The sequence below is a fragment of the Streptomyces sp. NPDC052109 genome (genome assembly GCF_040680195.1).
Lineage (GTDB): Bacteria > Actinomycetota > Actinomycetes > Streptomycetales > Streptomycetaceae > Streptomyces.
Genome location: NZ_JBFAWF010000011.1, coordinates 190,759 through 212,591 on the forward strand (window position 1 = coordinate 190,759; position 21,833 = coordinate 212,591).

Genomic DNA, 21,833 nt, shown 5'->3' on the forward strand with positions numbered 1-21,833 from the left:
TCCGTGGTACGGATGCTGACCCCCGCAGCTTCGCACAACGTTCCCGCAGGTCAAACACCCGGTGCGGCCCGCGTCGGGTCAACTCCCACGGCGGGTCGGGCGGTTCGTCTCGTCACCGGGCCGCAGACCCCGGCACCGCGTTCGTGCGGCGGGGGACCCTACGGCGAGCGGAACGAATGCCCCGGGGACGCCGCCCACCAGACGGCAGAACCGGACCGGCGGATGCCGCCGGACCGGCCCGGTGAACGCCGACACGCAGGTGGACCAGTGGCCCTCGAAGGCGGCGGTCAGGTCGGCGAACCGGCGTACCCCGGCGCCGGGTGGCCGCCCGGGATGAGCACGACCGTGCCCGCACCCAGCCGCCGTGTCTCCCGTGCCGGCCGGCGGCGGGCCCGCCCGGGGCGGCGGTTTGACCTACCTGGAGGGCACGTCGCCGTGTGCGCCGCGGGAGCAGCCGGCCCGTACGAGCCGGACCTGCTCGACCTTGGCCAGGCGTCGCACTCGGCGATGCGGTCCGTGCCGGAGAAGTGCAGTTGGCCGAGGCGGGCGGCGAGGGCGAGCAGCCAGTCCGGGAAGGCCGGGCGTCAAAGCCCGCGGCAGGCGTGAGGTCGACACCGACCGTGGCGAGGGCCCGGCCGTCGATGGATCAGGCGACGTGGACGCCCGCACGCCGGTCCGCCTCGGTGCCTTCGCGCCGGCCGGCCCGGCGCCGTCCGCACAGTACGGGCGCGTCGGCGACCGCCGCCACCGGGACACCGCGCTCCGAGAGCCAGGACGTCTTGTGTCCGCAACCCGTGATCGTCTCCTGTACCGGTTCCGCTGCTTCGTCGCAGGCGACCGGGCCGGGGAAACCTCAGGGCACGGCACGAGCGGCGCCAACGGCGGTGGCGTCGCGCGCCGCCGGGGGGCCGGCACCCGTGCTGCCCAGAGGCCGGCACCGCGATGCTGCTCCGGGTGCGCGGGCCATGGGCAGCGGCGGGGCACGGGTCACGCGTGGCCGGCAGCGACGCGGGTCACGTCGAGATCGCCGGGGGCATGGGGATCGGCGATGCGGGTATTCGCGCTGCGACTTGCCCCGTCGGCGACACGCCAGGCGATACGACACGCGACACATCAGGGAGGCGGAAAGCATGCTGATGGCACACCCTGCGGTTCTTGAGGACCTCATCTCCCAGTACGAGGCCCTCACGGTGCTCGGGGCCGAGGAGAGCACTCCGCAGGCACGGCAGCGGCTGGCGGACGTCTCCTACACGCTGTGCGTGGCCACCGGCACCAAGGACGTCGACATGGCCCTCATCGCGGCACGCCACCGACTGTCCGGAGCCCGCCCCGAGGACGACTCCCTGCTCCAGGCGGCAGGCCCCGCGTAACCGGCGTCCGGGATCTGACGGCAGGCACACCGGGGCACGGCTCCACCGAACGGGGCCGTGTCCCGGCGCACGTGCCCGCTCACTCCCCCGAACTCGTTGCTTCCCGCTTCTGGTCGCCGGGACCTACCGGACGGTATACAGACCCAGTCGAACGCGCGAGAGCCGCCCCCGGGTGCGGGCACCGTGCGACGAACCGGCCTCAGGGGGAGGATCCATGGCGAACGGCACAGGTGCGGTGGGCGGGGCGAGAGGCCGGCGGGGAGCCGCCGTACTCGGGGCGGCACTGGGCGGTTGCGTTCTTGTCGCCGCCGCCACGGCGCCGGCCTCCGCGCATTCTGCGGTACACGGTCACGGCGTCGACTACGTCGCCCTCGGTGACTCCTACACCTCGGGCCCCGGCATCCCCCGGCAGGTGGACGCCAACTGCGCCCGCTCCAACCACGATTACCCCTCGCTGGTGGCGGCCCAACACCAGGTGACCACCTTCGAGGACGTCAGCTGTGCCGGGGCGACGACCGCCGAGATGTGGCAGGCGCAGGGCACCAACGCGCCCCAGCTCGACGCCGTGCGCCGGGACACGGACCTGGTGACGGTGCAGATCGGCGGCAACGACGTCGGCTTCGGCCCGATCATCAGCACCTGCGCCCGCCTGGCCGCGCAGGACCCGACGGGCAACCCCTGTGAGCGCTCGTACCAGGCGCCCGGGTACGACGAGCTGGCCCTCGCGATCGCCAAGGCCGCCCCCAAGGTCGACCGGGTGCTCAGGGCGGTGCACGCCCGGGCGCCGCACGCGCGCGTGGTCGTGGTCGGCTACCCGGACCTGCTGCCCGAGGACGGCAGTGGCTGCTTCCCCCAAGTGCCCTTCGCCCAGAAGGACTTCCCCTACCTGCGGGACACCGAGAAGCGGCTGAACCTGATGCTGCGCCTGGTGGCCGGGGTGAACCGGGCCGAGTACGTCGACACGTACGGCCCCACGGTCGGCCACGACATGTGCAAGACACCCGCGGACCGCTGGATCGAACCGCTCCAGCCCACCGCCCCCGCCGCCCCCGCGCACCCCAACGCCAAGGGAGAGGCAGCCATGGCGCAGGCCGTGCTGGAGCGGCTGGAGCAGGGACGCGGACGCGGCTGAGCCGGCCGGGGCGGCTTCGTGGGGGGCCTCCGCGCCGGCGCCGTCCCGCGCGGAGGCGAACCGCTGATCCGTCAGCCGCCCAGCGCGCCCAGCACCACGGCCTGGGCCTCCTCCTGCACCCGGGCAAGGTGGTCGGCGCCGAGGAAGGACTCGGCGTAGACCTTGTAGACGTCCTCGGTGCCCGACGGGCGGGCCGCGAACCAGGCGTTCTCGGTGGTGACCTTGATCCCGCCGATGGCGGCGCCGTTGCCGGGCGCCTCGGTGAGGACGGCCGCGACGGGCTCTCCGGCGAGCGTGTCCGCGCGGACCTGAGCCGGTGACAACTTGCCGAGCAGGGCCTTCTGTTCGCGGGTCGCGGGCGCGTCGACACGGGCGTAGGAGGGTTCGCCGAAGCGGGCGGTCAGGCCGGCGTAGTGCTCCGACGGGGTCCGGTCCGTGACGGCCGTGATCTCGGAGGCCAGCAGCGCCAGGATGATGCCGTCCTTGTCCGTGGTCCACACGGAGCCGTCTCGGCGCAGGAAGGAGGCGCCGGCCGACTCCTCGCCGCCGAACCCGAGGCTGCCGCCGATCAGTCCGTCCACGAACCACTTGAACCCGACCGGCACCTCGACCAGTTGCCGGCCGAGGCCGGCGGCGACCCGGTCGATCATGGTGGAGGAGACGAGCGTCTTGCCGATGCCGGCGTCAGCGGGCCACCGGTCGCGGTGCCGGTAGAGGTAGGAGATGGCGACCGCGAGGTAGTGGTTGGGGTTCATCAGGCCGGCGTCCGGGGTGACGATGCCGTGCCGGTCGGCGTCGGCGTCGTTGCCGGTGGCGATGCGGAACCGGTCGCGCCGCTCGATGAGGGAGGCCATCGCGTACGGCGAGGAACAGTCCATGCGGATCTGCCCGTCCCAGTCCAGCGTCATGAACCGCCAGGTCGGGTCGGTGTGCGGATTGACCACGGTGAGGTCGATGCCGTGCTGTTCGGCGATGCGTCCCCAGTAGGCGACAGAGGCCCCGCCGAGCGGGTCTGCGCCGATGCGCACGCCGGCCGCGCGGACGGCGTCCAGGTCCAGGACGCTCGGCAGGTCGCCGACGTAGGCACCGAGGAAGTCGTACCGCCCGGTCGTCCCCGCGGCGAGCGCCTGCGCGTAGGGCACCCGGCGTACGTCCTTCAGGCCTCCGGTGATGATCTCGTTGGCCCGGTCCTGGATCCAGGAGGTGGCGTCGGAGGCCGCCGGGCCGCCGCTCGGCGGGTTGTACTTGAAGCCGCCGTCGGCGGGCGGGTTGTGGGAGGGAGTGACGACCACGCCGTCGGCGAGGCCGGAGGTGCGGTCCCGGTTGTGGGTGAGGATCGCGTGGGAGACGGCGGGGGTGGGGGTGTAGCCGTCGGCGCTGTCGATGAGCACGGTGACGCCGTTGGCCGCGAAGACCTCCAGCGCGGTGACCTTCGCGGGCTCGGACAGGGCGTGGGTGTCGGCGCCCAGGAAGAGGGGGCCGTCGGTGCCCTGGTTCGCGCGGTACTCGCAGATGGCCTGGCTGGTGGCGGCGATGTGGTCCTCGTTGAAGGCGGTCGCCAGGGACGAACCCCGGTGCCCTGAGGTACCGAACGCCACCCGCTGTGCCGGGTCGGCCGGGTCCGGGTGCAGTGCGTAGTAGGCCGTGACCAGCCGGGCCACGTCGACAAGGTCCTCGGGACCGGCCGGCCGGCCGGCTCGCTCGTGCGGCATGAGTCCGTTCCTCCGCGTCGTCGGATCGCTCGCTCACCGCCCATCTTTCCTCGTCAGGGCCCTGACATGCGAGTGCGCCCCGCCCTATGATCCGGTGCTCCGATCTTCGCGCCGTGCTGCCTTCCGTGCCGCACGCCTTCCACAGACAGGTCTGCCACCGTGACCGGTTCCGTCGTCAGGGCTCCTTGGTTCCTCGCGCGTTGCGCTCAGTTGGCCGTGCCGGCCGCGGCCGGTGCCGAGTTGGTCCGGGCGCTGAAGGTCCGCGCTCACCTGCTGCATCCGTCGACGTCCACGGCCGCCGAGTCCGCCCGGGTGTCGATGCTCTTCGTGAACGTGATGACGGCGACGGTCGTGCTGTTCCTCCTGTGGTTCGCCCGCTGCCGGCGCAACGCCGAAGTGCTGTCTCCCGGCAGGGTGCCCGGTTCCGCCGCCTGGGCCGTCCTCGCCTGGCTGATCCCCGTGGTCAACCTCTGGGTGCCGCGCGGGCTCGTGCTGGACGTCCATCGCGCGAGCGCCCCCGCCGACGCGGACGAGGACCGCGGGAACCTCCTCGTGAACGTGTGGTGGGCCGCCTGGGTCGGGCACGCGGCACTGAACCTGGCCGCCATGAACCTGGGCTACGGCACCTCGTTGCCGCCGCTGGTGGCGGCGGAAGCCCTGAACCTGCTCGCCGCCGTCCTGGCGACCGTCCTGATCCAGCGCATCACGGTGCGGCAGGCCGCCAGGCTCGGCGCGGGGCCGCAGGTGCCCACGCCCGTCGACCTGCCGCACGCCTCGTGACACCGGTGGGTCAGCCGATGTGGTAACTGTCCCCGTACACCTTCCAGTCGAGCGGCGTGTTCAGGTCGAGGTTGCCCTTGCGCAGGAAGACCCGCTGCTCGGTGTCGACACGGCTGGTGTCGCTGTGCGCCTCCTCCTGCTTCATGGCCCACACCCGGGCGTCGAGGAACGCGTTGAGGTACGTCGTCTCGTCGCCGCCCTGCGCCGGCGGCTTGGCACTGCGCAGCGCGCGCTTGCGGATGTTGCGGAAGCTGGTCGGGTCGTCGCCGTCGCCGTGCATGACGATGGCGTCGTAGTAGCAGAACTGGCCGAGGGTGCGCAGGCCGTCGGCCTTGCCCTGGGCGACGGCGGGGTTGAAGTAGACGCGGTCCCGCTCGTCGTTCTGGCACTGCTGGAACACGGTGTCCTGGGCGGCCTTGCGCCAGTCCTTGGGGTAGTTGGGGTCGAGGCCGCTGTGGGAGTCGGTGCCGTTGACCTTGCGCAGGGCGGGCAGGTACTTGGCGAGGACGTTGCCGGGCTCGCGGTCGGCGTAGAGCTGGACCAGGTCGAGCATGTCGCCGGTGCCGGAACAGAAGCCGATGATGCCGGCGGTGTAGCCGCGGCCGTCGCCGATGTCCTCGATGTACTTGTACTGGGCCTTCCAGTCGAGCGAGGAGTTCTCCGCGCTCGACACCAGTTGCATGGCGATCTCCTTCTTCGCCGGGTCGTCGAGGCCCGACGCGGCCGCGGGTGCCGCGAGGGCGCGCTGGGTTCCGATCAGCGCGCCCGAAGCGACGGCGCCGAGCACGGCGACGACGGTCCGGCGGGAGAGACGGGTGGGGGCTGTGTCGCGGTCTGCGTGCACCACGGGGACTCCAAATCGAAGCGGGGGGTGGGGAGTTGAACCTGCGTCGCACTGGTAGGAAAGTTTCCTATCAAAAGTGCGGGAGGTCGGTCACCCCGCACGCGTGAAGTTCGTAGGATCGAACGACTGCTCCCCCGCCACACCGCTGCTCCGCCATTGGCTCCCGCCCCGCCGGCTCAGCCGCGGTGCGGAATCTGCCCGGGCTCCCGCTCCTGCTCCCGGGCGAAGGCGTACAGCTCCTTCGAAGCGAGGATCAGATCGCGCCGTTCCTCACGCGAACCCACCATGGGCCGCGAGCCCTTGAGCGGCACCTGGGCGCTCTCGGGGAGGAACCTGACGGTCAGCAGGCCGATGACGCCCGCCAGCATCAGGTAGTAGGCGGGCATCAGGTCGTCGCCGGTGGCGTCGACCAGGGCGGCGGTGACCAGCGGCGTGGTGCCACCGAAGGCGGCCACGGCGAAGTTGAAGCCGATGCCCATCGCCGCGTAGCGGACGGCGGTCGGGAACAGCGCGGGCAGCGTGGCCGCGCTCGGCGCGGCGAAACAGGCCAGCAGGGTGGACAGCAGCAGGACCCCGAGGATCGGCGGCCAGGTGCCGTGCGCCTTGACCAGCAGAAAGGCGGGCACGGCCAGCACGATCATCGCGGCGGCGGCGACACCGTAGACCGGCCGCCGGCCGACACGGTCGCTGAGCCGGCCGAGGAAGGTGATCAGCACGACGATCCACAGCATGCCGACGAGCACCAGGACGTCCGCGGAGCCGCTGGAGCGGTTCAGGGTCTCGGTCTGATAGGTCGGCAGATAGCCGGTGACCATGTAGTTGGTGACGTTGTACAGCAGCACCAGACCCATGCAGATCAGCAGCGGCCGCCAGTGGTTCCGGACGATGTCCTTGAACTCGCTGCCCGCCGACTCCTGCGCGAGACTCTTCTCGTGTTCGTCCAGCTGCTGCTGGAAGGCCGGGGACTCCTCCAGCCTCAGCCGCATGTAGAGGCCGATCACGCCGAGCGGTCCGGCGATCAGGAACGGGACGCGCCAGCCCCACGACAGCATCTGATCGCCCGACAGGGCGAGGTTGAGCACGGTGACCAGGGCCGAGCCGAGGGCATAGCCGACGAAGGTGCCGAAGTCGAGCCAGCTGGAGAGGAAACCGCGCCTGCGGTCCGGCGAGTACTCGGCGACGAAGGTGGTCGCGCCGCCGTACTCCCCGCCGGTGGAGAAGCCCTGGACCATACGGACGAGCAGGAGCAGCACGGGCGCGGCGATGCCGATCGTGCCGTAGCCGGGGATGACACCGATGGCGAAGGTACCCACCGCCATCATGATCATGGTGGTGGCCAGCACCTTCTGCCGGCCGATCCGGTCGCCGAGCGGCCCGAAGACCAGGCCGCCGAGCGGCCTGACGACGAAGGCGGCGGCGAAGGTGGCGAAGGAGGAGACGACCTGGGCGGCCGGGGAGGCGCCCGGGAAGAACACCTTCCCGATGGTGGCGGCGAGGTAGCTGTAGACGCCGAAGTCGAACCACTCCATGCAGTTGCCGAGTGCGGAGGCACCCACGGCGCGCCGGAGCAGCGGGGGCTCGACGACCTGGACGTCATCCCTGCCGAAGGCCCGCCGGCTGCCCCTGAGCCGGCGGATGAGCTCCTCGCGGACCTGGCGGGGCAGGCCGGCCAAGGCCTGCGGCGCACGCGGCCCGTTCCGGCCCCGCTGATGCCCGTCCGGCTTCCCCTCGCTCACGAGCGCCCCCTTGCTCCTTGCCCTTTGCTCCCACTGCGCTGATCACCGCCTGCCCCCCTGACCGATTCAGAAACGGAACCGCTCAATCCCATCCGGGACGGCGGTTGGACTTGCGCGGCGCACGGGCGCAGGGTGGACGGGCCCGTCCGCACACGGAGGGGCACCCCTACGGCACCACCCGGAGAAGACCCGATGACCCACGTCGCGGACCCCGCACGCTACGACGGCACCATGCGCTACCGGCGCACCGGCCGCTCGGGGCTGGACCTGCCCGTCCTGTCCCTGGGCTACTGGCACAACTTCGGCGACGACCGCCCCTTCGAGACCCAGCGCGAGATCGCGCTGCGCGCCTTCGACCTCGGCATCACGCACCACGACCTGGCCAACAATTACGGTCCGCCGTACGGCGCGGCCGAGCTGAACTTCGGCAGGCTGCTGAAGCGGGACCTGGCGCCGTACCGGGACGAGCTGGTGATCTCCACCAAGGCCGGCTGGGACATGTGGCCGGGGCCCTACGGGCAGGGCGGCGGCTCCCGGAAGTACGTGCTGGCCTCACTGGACCAGTCGCTGCGCCGGATGGGCGTGGACTACGTGGACATCTTCTACTCCCACCGGCTGGACGCGACCACGCCGCTGGAGGAGACGATGGGCGCGCTCGACACCGCCGTGCGCCAGGGCAAGGCGCTGTACGTCGGCATCTCCTCCTACGACGCCGAGCGCACCCGGCAGGCGGCGGCGATCCTGCGGGACCTGGGCACTCCGCTGCTGATCCACCAGCCGTCGTACAGCATGCTCAACCGCTGGATCGAGACCGACGGCCTGCTGGACGTGGCCCAGGAGGAGGGTTTCGGAGTCATCGGTTTCACGGCGCTCGCCCAGGGCATGCTGACGGGCCGCTATCTGGAGGGGGTGCCGCAGGACTCTCGCGCCGCGCGCGGCACGTCGTTCGACGCCTCCTGGCTGACGGACGACATGCTGCGGCGCCTGCGCGCCCTGAACGACGTCGCGGCCCGGCGTGGGCAGACGCTGGCGCAGCTCGCGCTGGCCTGGGCGCTGCGCGACGAGCGGGTGACGTCCCTCGTGATCGGCGCCTCCCGGACCGAGCAGCTGGAGCAGAACGTCGCCGCGCTGGAGAATCTCGAGTTCGACGCGGAGGAACTGGCCGAGATCGACACGTACGCCACCGAGGGCGGCGTGGACCTGTGGCGTGAGGCCCGGCTGGGCCAGCTGGGGTGACCGGCCCGGTGAGGCTCGCGAGAACGACGGCTTTTTGTGACATGCGTCACAGACAGAAGGAATAAAGCAGACATAATGGAAGTTGCGCTGACACCGTTGTCACGGTGGCGCGACAGCCTCTTTCACGTTCTCACGCGACTTCCAAGGAGCCGCTCAGCCTATGGCACACGGAGCCCAGCGCAGCCCTCTCCTGCCGCCCCGCCCCGACCTGGGCCTCGCCCGCGACTGCGAGGTGTGCCTCGGCTGGGGCACCGTCGTCCGCCGCGACGGGGAGCACGAACTGTGCCACATGTGCCAGGGCGGCCCCGGTGACGACGAGGACGTCATCCGCTACGGCTCGTAGCATCGCGGTTCCGGCCGGGCGGCGGTGAGCCACGCGGGTCGGGCACCGGCCCGCTGATCGCGGCGACGTACCGTGGAGGCATGGCCGCCCCTCCGCTCCCGGGTCCGCTGGCACATCTGGCGCCGCTGCTCGGCCATTACGGCTACTGGGCCGTGGGGGCCGTGATCCTGGTCGAGGACTTCGGGGTACCGGCGCCGGGCGAGACGATCCTGCTGGCCGCGGGGGTGTACGCGGGCTCGGGGCGGCTGAACGTCGTGGCGGTGGCGGTCATCGCGTTCGCGGCTGCCGTCCTCGGGGACAACATCGGCTACCTGATCGGCCGGGTCGGCGGCCGGGCCCTGGTACACCGGTGGGGGCGGTACGTCTTCCTGACCCCGAAGCGGTTCGAGGCCGCCGAGGAGTTCTTCGGCCGGCACGGCGGCAAGATCGTGACCGTGGCCCGGTTCGTAGAGGGCCTGCGTCAGGCCAACGGCATCGTCGCCGGCACCACGGGCATGCACTGGCGCCGCTTCCTCGCCTTCAACGCGCTCGGCGCGGCCCTCTGGGTGGGCGTGTGGACGACCCTCGCCTATCTGGTGGGCAGCCACATCACGACCGTCTACGACGAGGTCGCGCGTTATCAGCTCTACATCCTCGTCGCCGCCGCCGTGCTCGTCGCGGCCTTCGTCGTACGGCACTTCGTACGACGGCGGCACGAGCGCTGACCCGTCCCGCGCCCCCCGGTGCCCCGCGCGTGCGCGTCCTCCACCGCGGTGCGCCCGTACCGGGAACGCCACGCCGCCAGGTCCTGGGCCGTCGGCCGGGTGCTCCCCCGGTTCGGAAGAGTCCGGGAGGTGGCTTCGACCCGTCCGGAAATCCGGTTCGCGCTCGCTCCTGCCGTCAGGACGAGGCGCGCGTGGGCCGGGGCTTCGCCGTGCGGTCCGGGCCGGCCTGCCGGGTGTCGTCGTCGGAGCGCTCGTGGCCGCCGCGCAGGGCGGAGGCGAGCGCGGACACCAGGGCCATGCCGGCGGCCACGCTAAAGACGATGGTCAGGCCGTGGTGGAAGGGTCCGGCGACCAGCTCCGGGAAGAAGCTGTGGCCGGTCAGGGTGGCGCGCTGGGCGGCGGTCAGGTGGTCCAGGGTGCCGCTGCCGCCGAGCAGATGGCCGATGGGGTTGTTGCCGAGGAACGTGGCGAAGAGGGTGCTGACCGGCGGCAGCGAGGCCACCTCGTGCGCGGTCCCGGCGGGCACGCCGTGCGCCTGCAGTCCGCTGCTGAGCGTGCGCGGCAGGGTGCTCGCGAGTCCGGAGACCATCAGCGAGAAGAAGACACCGATGGACAGGGCCGTGCCGGAGTTCTGGAAGGTGGAGCGCATCCCGGAGGCCGCACCCCGGTAGCGGGCGGGCACGCTGCCCATGATGGAGGAGGTGTTGGGCGAGGAGAACATGCCTTGGCCGAGGCCGTTGAGCACCAGCAGTGTCGCGAAGACGCCGTAGTCGAAGTTCACGGGCAGGGCCAGCAGGCCGAGGAAGGACCCGGCCACGACGACCAGCCCGGCGGTGGAGAAGAGGCGGGCGCCGAAGCGGTCGGACAGATAGCCGGAGACCGGCCCGGCGACGAGGAAGCCGAGGGTGAGCGGCAGCATGAAGATGCCGGCCCACAGCGGAGTGTCCTCGAAGTCGTAGCCGTGCAGCGGCAGCCAGATCCCCTGCAGCCAGATGATCAGCATGAACTGCAGTCCGCCGCGGGCGATCGCGGTCAGCAGGGCGGCCAGGTTCCCGGCGGCGAACGCCCGCACCCGGAACAGCGACAGCCGGAACATCGGCTCGGCGACCCGCGTCTCGACGAGGCAGAACACCAGGAGCAGGAACACGCCGCCGATCAGGCCCGTGAGCACCCAGGGGCTGGTCCAGCCGGTGGGGTGGCCACCGTAGGGCTGGATGCCGTAGGTGATGCCCGCGAGCAGGATGCCGGCGCCGGTGGCGAAGGTGAGGTTGCCGAGCCAGTCGATGGGGCCGCGTCCGCCCGCCGAGGTCTCGCGCAGGCTCAGGTACGACCAGACGGTGCCGGTGACGCTGACCGGGACGCTCACCCAGAACACCGCCCGCCAGTCGACGGCGGCGAGCAGGCCGCCGGCGAGCAGGCCGAGGAACTGCCCGGCGAGCGCGGTGATCTGGTTGATGCCGAGGGCCATGCCGCGCTGCCGGGCGGGGAAGGCGTCGGTGAGGATGGCGGCGGAGTTGGCGGTGAGCATGGAGCCGCCGAAGGCCTGCACGACGCGCCACAGGATCAGCCACAGCGCGCCCGCGCCCGCCCGGAACGGATCGAGGGACAGGGCGACGGAGGCGCAGGCGAAGACCAGGAAACCCAGGTTGTAGATGCGGACCCGGCCGAACATGTCCCCGAGCCGGCCCAGCACGACCACCAGCACGGCCGAGACCAGCAGATAGCCGAGGATCATCCACAGCAGATAACCGATGTTGCCGGCCGCCAGCGGGTCGAGGCCGATGCCGCGGAAGATCGCCGGCAGCGAGATGATCACGATGGAGGCGTCCATCGTGGCGATCAGGACGCCGAGCGTGGTGTTGGACAGCGCGACCCACTTGTAGCCGGGGCCCGGTGGCGTGTCCCTGAGGCGGGCCGAGCGGGCGAGGAGCCGGCCGCGTATGCCCGCGGCGGGCGCGGGGCCGGTCACAGTCGTTCCGCCAGTCGGTCGAGCAGGGGCAGTACGTCGTGCAGGGCCTGCCGTTCCTGCGGGGTGAACTCGTCGAGTGCGTGGGCGAGGCGGCTCACGGACTCGGACCGGCGCTGTTCCAGCATGGTCCGTCCCTCGTCGGTGATCGAGACGATGGCCCGGCGGCCGTCGGTCGCGTCGGCGGTACGGCTGACCAGTCCGCGTTGCTCGAGTCCGGCGAGGGTGCTGGCCATCGCCTGGGGCCGGACGCGTTCCAGCTCGGCGAGCGAGCCGGGCGAGTCCGGACCGGTACGGGCCAGCCGGGCCAGCACCGAGACGCCGGACAACGTCACGTCCCCGACCGCGTGCGCCTGTCGCAGTCGGCGGACGGTCCGGCCCATGGCCAGCCGCAGGGCGGCGGCGAGAGCAACCGTATCCACGGTTACTAACAATAGGTTTATCAGCCTGAGCTGTTCAACCAAGGGTAAGTAATCGGACTTCCATACCGGGATGACCGTAATTTCCTGTTTGGAAGCCCGGTTCACTGGCAAGCCGAGTGGGGACCGAACCCCGCACAACGTTGGGAGTGACACCCGATGGCTGGCAACCAGAAGGCGAAGGGCAAGAAGGAGCAGGCCAAGGGCAGGGCCAAGGAGGCCATCGGCCGCGCCGTCGGCAACGAGCGGCTGGAGGCCGAGGGCCGTATGGAAGGCGCGCGCGGCGATGCCCGGCAGGCCAAGGAGAAGGCCAAGGACACGTTCAAGCACTGAGCCGGGCAGGCCCAGCGGCTCTCCGATCGCGAACGGGCCCGGCGTCCAGCGCACGCTGGTTTCCCGGGCCCGTTCCGCCGCACGCACCGGGTCCGCGGCTTGTGACCAGGGGCTCGTGTGCAACCGGAGGATTCCCGGCGGGCGTCCCTTTGATCGGGGGCCCAGCGGGTATCCGAGCAGCGACGGGACGAGCCCGTACACGGAGGAAGGGACCCCGGCGCCGGAGGAAGAGGGCAACGACCTATGGACATCCCGCTCGGGACGCACACCAGGACGCAGACCCGCCCCGCGCCCCTGCGCTACAGCCGCACCTGGGACGACGCGGTGGCCGGCATCTGCGAGGCCAGAGACGCCGTCGCCGCCCTGCTCGCGCGGGTGCGGCCCGCACCCGCGCGACGCTCGGTGCAGGACGCCCAGCTCGTCGTCGGCGAACTCGTCACCAACGTGGCCCGGCACGCCCCCGGCCCGTGCACCATGAGCCTGGAGATGGGGCCCGACGCCGGCGCCCTGCGCATCACCGTGTCGGACACCTCCACCGACCCGCCCGTGCGGCGCCCTCCTGACCCCCGGCGGGTCGGCGGGCACGGTCTCCACCTGGTCGCGATGCTCTCCCGCGCCCTCGAGGTGACCTGGCTGCCCCACGGCAAGCGGGTCACGGCCACCGTACCGCTGACCGCCGAGCAGGCCTGCTGAGGAGTCAGGCGACCCTGATCCCGACGATGCAGGTGTCGTCGTCCGTGTCCGACCTGCTGTAGGTGAGCAGCCGGTCGAGCTGCTGGTCCAGGGTCCGGGGACCCGAGCGTGCCGTCTTCAGCAGGTGGGACAGGGATTCCTCCACCGAACGGTCCCGGCGCTCGATGAGCCCGTCGGTGTACATCAGGAGGGTGTCGCCCGCGGCCAGTGGTACCTCCGTCTCCTCGTACACCGCATCCGGGACGGCGCCCAGCAACAGCCCCTTGAGCGTCGGCAGGGCGGTGGCGTCGGCCTCGCGCACCAGGACCGGCGGCAGATGACCCGCCCGCGCCCAGCGCAGGGTACGGCGCTCGCCGTCGTACAGGCCGCACACGGCGGTCGCGGTGACCGCGCCCGTCAGATGGTGGGCGACGATGTTCAACCAGGACAGCAACTGCGCCGGGCCGGCTCCGGTGACGGCGAGACCGCGCAGCGCGTTCCGCAGCACGACCATGCTGGTGGCCGCCTCGATCCCGTGTCCGGCGACGTCCCCGACGCACAGCAGCACCAGCCCCGAGGGCAGGACGACGGCGTCGTACCAGTCGCCGCCGACCAGGTGCTCCGTCTCGGCCGGCCGGTAGCGCACCGCCACCTGCAGACCCGGCACGCGCAGCGGCGCCTGGGCGGGCGGCATGATCGCGTGCTGGAGCTGGAGAGTGAGCCGATTGCGCTCGACAGCCTGCTGCTCGGTGTGGGCGAGCTGGTCGCGGGTCGCGGCGAGGGCCACCTCCGTCCAGTGCTGGGCGGAGATGTCCTGGTAGGCGCCGCGCACCCCCAGCAGCTGGCCCCCGGTGTCGAGGACCGGTTCCGCCACCACGCGCATGTGCCGGGTCACTCCGTCCGGGCGCTGCAGCCGGAAGGCGGCCGACGCCGGCCTGCGGTGGTGCAGCAGCGTGCGCAGGAACCGCCCGATCGACACGGCGTCGTCCGGGTGTGAGTAGGCGGGCAGGTCCTCGAGGGCCACCGGGGGGCTGGTGGGCGGACGGCCGTAGAGGTCGAACAGCTGGCCGTTCCAGGTGATCTCACCGGTCAGCAGGTTCTCCTCGAAGCCGCCGATCCGGCCGAGCCGCTGAGCGTGCTGGAGCAGACTGGCCAGGCGGGCGGTCTCGTCCTCGATGCGCCAGATGAGCAGCACGCTGGTGCCGTGGCGGCTGATGCTGATGTCGGCGACCGCGGAGAGCGGAACCTGGTCGACCAGCGCGGTCAGCCGCATGCGCTGGGCACGGAACGGCTCTCCGGTGGCGTAGACCCGCTCCACGCGCTGGTAGAGCTCGCTGTCGCCGGCGGCCATCGGGTAGGCCTCCAGCAGCAGGGCCCCGCCGACCACGGCGCGTGGCCGGCCCGCCGGGTCGAGGAAGCGGCCGTTGACGTGCTGGATGCGGAAGTCGACGAGCCGCCCGGCGTCGTCGAGGTGCGGCAGGAGCACGAGGGCCGGGTCGTGCAGGCCGTCGGCCAGGTCCATCAGCTCCGCCACGTCCGGCAGCACCCGGGGTTCCTGGAAGGGCCCGGCCGAGGGGACGAAGTCCTCCAGGGTGTGCGCGCACAGCTCGGCGAGGGCCTCCACCTGCCGCACCACCGGGCGCGGCAGCGCGCCCTCGGGCTTCGGCCAGGCGATCTCCAGGACCCCGTGGATGCGACCGCCCGCACCGGCGGGTACGGCGATCCGGGCACCGTCGGTGTAGTCCCGCCGGCCGATCGTGGGCAGCCCGGAGGCGGCGAGCGAGGGCAGCCACTGCCCCTCGGGCCCGGTCAGGCCGCGCCGGGCCACCGTCGCCACATCGGGCGGGACATAGCGCCAGCGGGCCGCCTCGGCCGCAGGGAAACCGGCGCTCCCGGCGAGGGTGAGCGAGCCGTCCGAGGCCGCCGCCCAGATCGCCACGGCGACGGCGCCGAGCGGGCGCAGGGCGTGGTCGAGCAGCGAGTCGGCCATCGCCTGGGCGTCGTGCGCGGCAAGGACGCCGCTCTCGGCCGCGCGCAGCCGCACTGCGGCGGACTCCTCGACCGGGCCGGAGCCGTCCGCGGTGGCGGACAGGAACGCCTCGGTCACCTCCGCGACGCGGTCCTTGGCCGCCTGGTTGATGACATCCACCGCGAGCTCCAGTGGTGTCACCTGCGCCTGCTCGGTCAGTTCGGCGAGCTGCCGGGCGGCCTGGGTGGGCCCACAGCCCAGCCGCTCGACCAGGATGCCCTTGGCCAGCTCGATCAGCGCCCGGCCCTCGGCCTCCGCCTGGGCGGTCCGCACCTCCCGGCGCAACCGCTCCACCGTGGCGGCGAGCCTGCCCACCGGCGTGGTCTCGGGCGCAGCGGCGGGCACGGCCACGGCGGACGGCGGCGGGACGGGCACAGCGGTCGGCGCGTCCGGTTCTGCGGGCGGTTCGTGCGTGTTCACCGGATGGGTACTCCTCGGCCTGCGACGGGGCGGACGCGCGGTGTCGTGGCCGCCCTCATGCGGGCAGCCAGCGTCGGACGCAGGCGATGAGGTCACGGGTGTCCACCGGTTTCGTCACGTAGTCGCTGGCACCGGAGGCGAGGCTCTTCTCCCGGTCGCCCTGCATCGCCTTGGCCGTCACGGCGATCACCGGCAGGTCCGCGTACTGCGGCAAGCGGCGAATCTCGGCGGTGGCCGCGTATCCGTCCATCTCAGGCATCATCACGTCCATCAGGACGAGTTCGACGTCCGGATTGTTCATCAGCGTCTCGATGCCCTTGCGGCCGTTCTCCGCGTGCAGCACGCGGAAGCCGTGCAGTTCGAGGATGCCGCTGAGTGCGAACAGGTTCCGGGCGTCGTCGTCGACGACCAGGACGGTACGGCCGCGGGTGCGCTCGTCGGCCAGGTCCGGCGGGGGGTGCGGGAGTTCCTCGGTGCGGACCAGGGTGAGCACCTCGCCGGGCTCCTCGGCGGACAGGTGCAGGGCGATCCGTTCCCGCAGCTCGTCCAGGCTGGTCAGGTACTCCGGCGAGCCGCCCGGCTCCGCGTCCGGTTGCCCGGCGCGGTGGGAGCCGTGCACCAGGACGGGGACGCCCGCGAGCGCCGAGTCGCCGCGCAGCGCCTCCAGGAACCGGGCCGACTCCCCGTCGGGACCGCCCTGTTCCACGACGACGCAGTGGCAGGCCTCGGCGGCGAGGGCGCCGGCGGCTTCCTGGGCGCCGATCGCCGTGATGATGTCCACGGGCACGTCGTCGGCGTGGGCGTGTTCCAGGTCGCCGACGACGCTCTCCGCGACCAGGGTGAGCAGGCCGCGCGGCCGTTCCTCCACGACGAGCAGCCTGCGCGCGCGCTGCCCCTTCGTGAGGCCGCGGGGTACCCTCTCCGTCCGCTCGTGCCCGATCGCCCCCTCCCTGCGCTCCTGTTCGGCCGATTTGGCGATGACGCGGGCTCCACGCAGGTGTTCGTCGAAGTCGGGCCGGGCCACGGGCAGGAACAGCGTGAAGGTGCTGCCCTTGCCCGGTGTGCTGTCGACGGTGACGGCGCCACCGAGCAGATGGGCGATCTCCCGGGTGATGGACAGGCCGAGCCCGGTGCCGCCGTACTTGCGGCTGGTGGTGCCGTCCGCCTGCTGGAACGCGCCGAAGATGGTCTCCAGTTGCTGCTCCGGGATGCCGATGCCGGTGTCCGTGACCCGGAACGCGACCACCGCGCCGCCGCGTACCACGTCCTGGGGCACCTCGTCGTCGGCGGCGGGTTCGACGCGCAGTTCCACCCCGCCCTGTTCGGTGAACTTCACCGCGTTGGACAGCAGGTTGCGCAGGATCTGCCGGAGCCGGGAGTCGTCGGTGAGCAGGTCGACCGGGGCGCCGGCCGAGGTGGTGACGGTGAACTGGAGGCTCTTCTGCGAGGTCATCGGCCGGAAGGTGGCCTCGACGTACTCGATGAGCTGCCGCAGCGAAACCCGCTCCGGCGTCACGTCCATCTTGCCGGCCTCCACCTTGGACAGGTCGAGGATGTCGTTGATCAGCTGGAGCAGGTCCGAGCCCGCCGAGTGGATGATGCCCGCGTACTCGACCTGTTTCGGGGTGAGGTTGCGGGACGGGTTCTGGGCGAGCAACTGGGCCAGGATGAGCAGGCTGTTGAGCGGAGTGCGCAGCTCGTGGCTCATGTTGGCGAGGAACTCGGACTTGTACTTCGAGGCGAGCGACAACTGCTGGGCCCGCGCCTCCAGCTCCTGCCGGGCCTGCTCGATCTGCAGGTTCTTCGCCTCGATGTCGCGGTTCTGGTCGGCGAGCAGCGAGGCCTTCTCCTCCAGCTCGGCATTGGACTGCTGCAGCTCCTCCTGCCGGGCCTGCAACTCGGCGGAGCGGGCCCGCAGTTCGCTGGTGAGGCGCTGGGACTCCTCGAGGAGCTCGTCCGTGCGGGCGTTGGCGACGATCGTGTTGACGTTGACGCCGATGGTGTCCACGAGCTGCTGGAGGAAGTCCCGCTGGATCGCGGTGAACCGGGTGACGGAGGCGAGCTCGATCACGCCGAGGACCTGCTCCTCGAAGAGGATGGGCAGCAGCAACAGCGCGCTGGGCTCGATCCGTCCGAGCCCGGAGGAGATGGTGACGTACCCGGGCGGCAGTTCGTCCACGGCGATCGTACGGCGGCTGCGCGCGGCCTGGCCGACCAGGGACCGGCCGAACGGGATCCGGTCGGGACGCTCGTCCTCCTCGGGGCGGCCGTAGGAGCCGACGAGCCTCAGCTCGGGCCCCGTCGTGCCGTCCTCGGCGAGGTAGAACGCGCCGTACTGCGCGGACACCTGGGGCACCAGCTCGTCCATGATCAGCTCGGCCACGACGGGCAGGTCGCGGTGGCCCTGCATGAGGCCGGAGATCCGGGCGAGGTTGGTCTTGAGCCAGTCCTGTTCCTGGTTGGCCCGGGTGGTCTCGCGCAGGGACTCCACCATGGAGTTGATGTTGTCCTTGAGGTCGGCGACCTCGCCGGAGGCGTCGACGGTGATGGACCGGGTCAGGTCGCCCTCGGCGACGGCGCTGGCCACGTCGGCGATGGCGCGGACCTGCCGGGTCAGGTTCCCGGCGAGTTCGTTGACGTTCTCGGTGAGCCGCTTCCAGGTGCCGGACACGCCCTCGACCTCGGCCTGTCCGCCGAGCCGGCCCTCGGTACCGACCTCGCGGGCCACCCGGGTCACCTCGTCCGCGAACGCCGACAGCTGATCCACCATCGTGTTGATGGTCGTCTTCAGTTCGAGGATCTCGCCGCGAGCGTCGACGTCGATCTTCTTGGACAGATCGCCCTTGGCCACGGCCGTCGTCACCAGGGCGATGTTGCGGACCTGGCCGGTGAGGTTGTTGGCCATGGAGTTGACGTTGTCGGTGAGGTCCTTCCAGGTGCCGGCCACGTTGGGCACGTGGGCCTGACCGCCCAGCCGCCCCTCGGTACCGACCTCGCGGGCCACGCGGGTGACCTCGTCGGCGAACGCCGACAGGGTGTCGACCATGGTGTTGATCACGTCGGCGAGCGCGGCCACCTCGCCCTTGGCCTCGACGGTGATCTTCTGCGAGAGGTCGCCCTTGGCGACGGCCGTGGCGACCTGGGCGATGGAGCGCACCTGACCGGTGAGATTGGAGGCCATCACGTTGACGTTGTCGGTGAGGTCCTTCCAGGTGCCGGCGACCCCGCGCACCTGCGCCTGTCCGCCGAGCCGGCCCTCGGTGCCCACCTCGCGGGCCACCCGGGTCACCTCGTCCGCGAACGCGGACAGCTGATCCACCATCGTGTTGATGGTGTTCTTCAGCTCCAGGATCTCGCCCCGGGCGTCCACCGTGATCTTCTGCGAGAGATCACCCTGCGCCACCGCCGTGGCCACCTGGGCGACGTTGCGCACCTGGGCGGTGAGATTGCCGCCCATGAAATTGACCGAATCCGTCAGGTCACGCCAGGTGCCCTTGACGCCCTTCACGTCCGCCTGTCCGCCGAGCCGGCCCTCGGTGCCCACCTCGCGGGCCACCCGGGTCACCTCGTCCGCGAACGCCGACAGCTGATCCACCATCGTGTTGATGGTGTTCTTCAGCTCCAGGATCTCGCCCCGGGCGTCCACCGTGATCTTCTGCGAGAGATCACCCTGCGCCACCGCCGTCGTCACCTGGGCGACGTTGCGCACCTGGGCGGTGAGGTTGCCGGCCATGAAATTGACCGAATCCGTCAGGTCACGCCAGACACCGGCGACGCCCGGCACCTGGGCCTGTCCGCCGAGCCGGCCCTCGGTGCCCACCTCACGGGCCACCCGGGTCACCTCGTCCGCGAAGGCGGAGAGCTGGTCGACCATCGTGTTGACGGTCTCCTTCAGCTGGAGGATCTCGCCGCGCGCGGGCACGTCGATCTTCTGCGACAGGTCGCCCTTGGCCACGGCGGTGGCCACCTGGGCGATGTCGCGGACCTGTGTGGTGAGGTTGCCCGCCATCGCGTTGACGGAGTCGGTCAGGTCGGCCCAGGTACCGGAGACCCCCGGCACCTGCGCCTGGCCGCCGAGGGTGCCCTCGGTGCCCACCTCTCGCGCCACCCGGGTGACTTCGGAGGTGAACACGGACAACTGGTCGACCATCCCGTTGAAGACGGTGGCGATGTCACCCATGAGCCCCGTGGAGTCGTCCGGCAGCCGGGTGCCGAAGTCTCCGTCGCGCACCGCGGTCAGCCCCGCGAGCAGTCTTCTCAGTTCCTCACCCGGGACCGCGTCGGTCCCGGTCGCCTTGCCGGCCATGTGCACCCTCGTTCCGCTCCCCAGGAGCCCTCGTGCGGAGGACTCGGAACCAGCGCCGGGCACGCGGCCTGACCCGGCGAATGGTGAGTGCATTTCCGCAGTTCACGGATTTGCTCGATGAGAAAATACGCCGCAGGGTAACCCGGCTCGGAGGGCTTGCACAAAGCGATCGGCCGAGCTTCGCCTGTGACGGGATTCATCGGTGGCCGAGAAGCATGCAGGCGCTTCAGTCGGGTACCCGAAGGGTTTGCGCCGCGGATGCGCGTGGGCGCCTCTCCGTACGGCCCGAAGCCGCCGGTCGGGCGGCCCACTCCGGCGGGATCTCCCCGTCCACCACGAACTCCAGTACCACCGGGCCGGGTTGGCGGAGCACGTCCGACCGCACCGAGGCGACGTGCCGGGGACGGTCGCAGCGTACGGCCGGCAGGCCCGCGAGCCGCGCCCACTCGGCGTACGGCATGGCGGGGACCTCGGCGGACTGCGGGACCAGCGGGTCGCCGGCCGCGGCCCGGCGCTGCCAGGTGAGCCGGTTCAGGTCGCCGTTGTTCAACACGCAGAACACCAGCGGCGGAAGGCCCGCCAGCCGGTCCAGATGGCGGCGGACCGTGATCAGTTCGTTCAGGCCACCGGACTGGAAGGCGCCGTCACCGACGAGGGCGACGACCGGCCGGTCGGGGGGGCGAACCGGGCGGCCACGGCGTAGGGCACGGCGGCGCCGGGCAGCCCGAGGTGGCCGGACAGCAGCGAGCGCATGCCGTTGCGGAGCCGGAGATGGCGGATCCACCAGTCCAGCGAGGTCCCCGCGTCGGTGACGACGGCGGACCGGTCCGGCAGCCGCTCGGACAGCTCGGCGACGACCGAACGCGGGTTGACGGACGTACCGAAGTAGCGGCTCGCCCTCGTCTGGCCCTCGGCCCGCCAGGAGCGCACCGTGCTCTCGCCCCGCGCGCGCCACGGCCGGTCGGTGGCGCGCCGCAGCAGCGGGATGAGCGTTTCGAGGGCCGCGGTGGCGTCGCCGTGCAAGCGGCTTCCGGCAGCAGGGCCGGATCGAGGTCCTCCGCACCCACGAGGAGCAGCGTGTCGCACTCCCGCAGGAGCGCCGCCCTCCGCCTCGCTGCCGAAGGGGCCCACCACTCCCGTGACGCAGGACAGGTCGTCGGGGAGGGCGTCGCGGGCCAGGGCCGTCGTGGCGACACCCAGGAGCGACGCCACCCCGACCGCCTGCCCGCAAGCCGCACGCCCGGCATTGCCCACGACCACGGCCGGCCTCCCGGCGCCGTCCAGCACCTCGGCCGCCCGCCGGACGTCCCGTTCGTCCGGGGGACGCACCGGCGGCCAGAGGCCCACCTGTACGGAGTCGCCCAGCCCGGGAGGCGCCGTTGCGGCGAGGACGTGGCGGGGGACGACGAGGCTCGCGACACCCCGGTCGGTGAGCGCGGCCCGTGTGGCACGGTTCAGGGCGTCGCCCATCAGTTCCGGTCCGGAGACCTGCTCGCGGAACACCGAGACCTCGGCCAGATGACGCACCACACGTCCGCCGTCCGGCCGGACGGTCGTTTCCTCGCCCACGACGGCGAGCACCGGTGCCCGGTCCGCCGCCGCGTCGTAGAGCCCGCCCAGCAGCCGGAGGGCACCCGCGCCGGGCGGAGCGAGGCAGCAGCCGAGACGGCCGGTGAGCTTGGCGTCGGCGCACGCCATGAGGGCGGCGGACTCAGCGCCGCGCGCCTGGACGAACCACGGCACCCCCGGCCCGCCGCCCAGGACGCCGGCCAGCGGGTCGACCTCCAGTCCCGGCACACCGTAGACCCGTTTTCACCCCGCAGGCCCCCAG

17 protein-coding genes and 1 pseudogene are annotated in these 21,833 nt (G+C 71.9%); 8 read left to right on the plus strand and 10 right to left on the minus strand.

Annotation, left to right across the window (positions count from 1 at the left end; all coding sequences use genetic code 11):
- Positions 1-50 precede the first annotated feature (50 nt).
- A pseudogene (locus AB0L59_RS23245) lies at positions 51-365 on the minus strand (hypothetical protein); the annotation flags it as partial.
- Between the two features lie 765 nt (positions 366-1,130).
- On the opposite strand from AB0L59_RS23245, the gene AB0L59_RS23250 reads away from it, so the two are divergent.
- Both AB0L59_RS23250 and AB0L59_RS23255 read left to right on the plus strand, forming a co-directional pair.
- On the plus strand, positions 1,131-1,370 hold the full coding sequence (locus AB0L59_RS23250) for a DUF5133 domain-containing protein (RefSeq protein WP_365586705.1): 240 nt from the start codon (positions 1,131-1,133) through the stop codon (positions 1,368-1,370).
- Between the two features lie 214 nt (positions 1,371-1,584).
- On the plus strand, positions 1,585-2,502 hold the full coding sequence (locus AB0L59_RS23255; protein WP_365586708.1) for an SGNH/GDSL hydrolase family protein: 918 nt from the start codon (positions 1,585-1,587) through the stop codon (positions 2,500-2,502).
- Positions 2,503-2,573: 71 nt separating this feature from the next.
- On the opposite strand, the gene pgm is transcribed toward AB0L59_RS23255, so the two are convergent.
- Positions 2,574-4,214 carry a phosphoglucomutase (alpha-D-glucose-1,6-bisphosphate-dependent) gene (gene pgm, locus AB0L59_RS23260; RefSeq protein WP_365586709.1) on the minus strand — a complete coding sequence of 547 codons (1,641 nt, stop codon included), beginning with the start codon at positions 4,212-4,214 and terminating at the stop codon, positions 2,574-2,576.
- 159 nt (positions 4,215-4,373) lie between these two features.
- Between pgm and AB0L59_RS23265 the strand changes: the two genes are divergently transcribed.
- On the plus strand, positions 4,374-4,994 hold the full coding sequence (locus tag AB0L59_RS23265) for a DUF4328 domain-containing protein (RefSeq protein ID WP_365586712.1): 621 nt from the start codon (positions 4,374-4,376) through the stop codon (positions 4,992-4,994).
- 10 nt (positions 4,995-5,004) lie between these two features.
- Here the strand turns inward: AB0L59_RS23265 and AB0L59_RS23270 are convergent, their stop codons facing one another.
- Together AB0L59_RS23270 and AB0L59_RS23275 are read right to left on the minus strand one after the other, a co-directional pair.
- On the minus strand, positions 5,005-5,841 hold the full coding sequence (locus AB0L59_RS23270) for a chitosanase (RefSeq protein WP_365586714.1): 837 nt from the start codon (positions 5,839-5,841) through the stop codon (positions 5,005-5,007).
- A gap of 173 nt (positions 5,842-6,014) precedes the next feature.
- On the minus strand, positions 6,015-7,574 hold the full coding sequence (locus tag AB0L59_RS23275) for an MFS transporter (protein ID WP_365586715.1): 1,560 nt from the start codon (positions 7,572-7,574) through the stop codon (positions 6,015-6,017).
- A gap of 192 nt (positions 7,575-7,766) precedes the next feature.
- Between AB0L59_RS23275 and mgrA the strand changes: the two genes are divergently transcribed.
- The 3 genes from mgrA to AB0L59_RS23290 all read left to right on the plus strand — a co-directional run bounded on the left by mgrA (position 7,767) and on the right by AB0L59_RS23290 (position 9,857).
- A complete protein-coding gene (mgrA, locus tag AB0L59_RS23280) occupies positions 7,767-8,810 on the plus strand; it encodes an L-glyceraldehyde 3-phosphate reductase (protein WP_365586718.1) in 1,044 nt (347 codons plus the stop codon).
- Positions 8,811-8,970: 160 nt separating this feature from the next.
- Positions 8,971-9,153 carry a hypothetical protein gene (locus AB0L59_RS23285; protein ID WP_365586721.1) on the plus strand — a complete coding sequence of 61 codons (183 nt, stop codon included), beginning with the start codon at positions 8,971-8,973 and terminating at the stop codon, positions 9,151-9,153.
- 80 nt (positions 9,154-9,233) lie between these two features.
- Positions 9,234-9,857 (plus strand): DedA family protein, encoded by a 624-nt coding sequence (locus tag AB0L59_RS23290; protein WP_365586723.1) that lies wholly within the window; start codon positions 9,234-9,236, stop codon positions 9,855-9,857.
- A 175-nt stretch (positions 9,858-10,032) separates the two neighbouring features.
- Here AB0L59_RS23290 and AB0L59_RS23295 read toward each other — a convergent pair whose 3' ends face one another.
- The gene (locus AB0L59_RS23295) at positions 10,033-11,799 is read right to left on the minus strand and encodes an MFS transporter (RefSeq protein ID WP_365586858.1); all 1,767 of its coding nucleotides are present in this window, start codon (positions 11,797-11,799) and stop codon (positions 10,033-10,035) included.
- Positions 11,800-11,822: 23 nt separating this feature from the next.
- Positions 11,823-12,245, minus strand: coding sequence for a MarR family transcriptional regulator (locus AB0L59_RS23300; protein ID WP_365586725.1), 423 nt, complete (start codon positions 12,243-12,245; stop codon positions 11,823-11,825).
- A gap of 156 nt (positions 12,246-12,401) precedes the next feature.
- Here AB0L59_RS23300 and AB0L59_RS23305 point away from each other — a divergent pair, with 156 nt between their 5' ends.
- Complete coding sequence (locus AB0L59_RS23305; RefSeq protein ID WP_365586728.1) at positions 12,402-12,575, plus strand: CsbD family protein; 174 nt, start codon at positions 12,402-12,404, stop codon at positions 12,573-12,575.
- Positions 12,576-12,818: 243 nt separating this feature from the next.
- Complete coding sequence (locus AB0L59_RS23310; RefSeq protein ID WP_365586730.1) at positions 12,819-13,268, plus strand: ATP-binding protein; 450 nt, start codon at positions 12,819-12,821, stop codon at positions 13,266-13,268.
- Between the two features lie 4 nt (positions 13,269-13,272).
- Here the strand turns inward: AB0L59_RS23310 and AB0L59_RS23315 are convergent, their stop codons facing one another.
- From AB0L59_RS23315 to AB0L59_RS23330, 4 genes are all read right to left on the minus strand, one after another.
- Entirely contained in the window at positions 13,273-15,627 is a 2,355-nt protein-coding gene (locus tag AB0L59_RS23315) for a SpoIIE family protein phosphatase (RefSeq protein ID WP_365586861.1), read from the minus strand.
- 124 nt (positions 15,628-15,751) lie between these two features.
- Positions 15,752-20,002, minus strand: a complete 4,251-nt coding sequence (locus tag AB0L59_RS23320; protein WP_365586731.1) for a HAMP domain-containing protein — start codon at positions 20,000-20,002, stop codon at positions 15,752-15,754.
- A 226-nt stretch (positions 20,003-20,228) separates the two neighbouring features.
- Positions 20,229-20,624 carry a hypothetical protein gene (locus tag AB0L59_RS23325; protein WP_365586863.1) on the minus strand — a complete coding sequence of 132 codons (396 nt, stop codon included), beginning with the start codon at positions 20,622-20,624 and terminating at the stop codon, positions 20,229-20,231.
- Positions 20,621-21,799 carry a thiamine pyrophosphate-binding protein gene (locus AB0L59_RS23330; RefSeq protein WP_365586734.1) on the minus strand — a complete coding sequence of 393 codons (1,179 nt, stop codon included), beginning with the start codon at positions 21,797-21,799 and terminating at the stop codon, positions 20,621-20,623. The genes AB0L59_RS23325 and AB0L59_RS23330 overlap by 4 nt, the downstream gene beginning before the upstream one ends.
- Between the last annotated feature and the right edge of the window lie 34 nt (positions 21,800-21,833).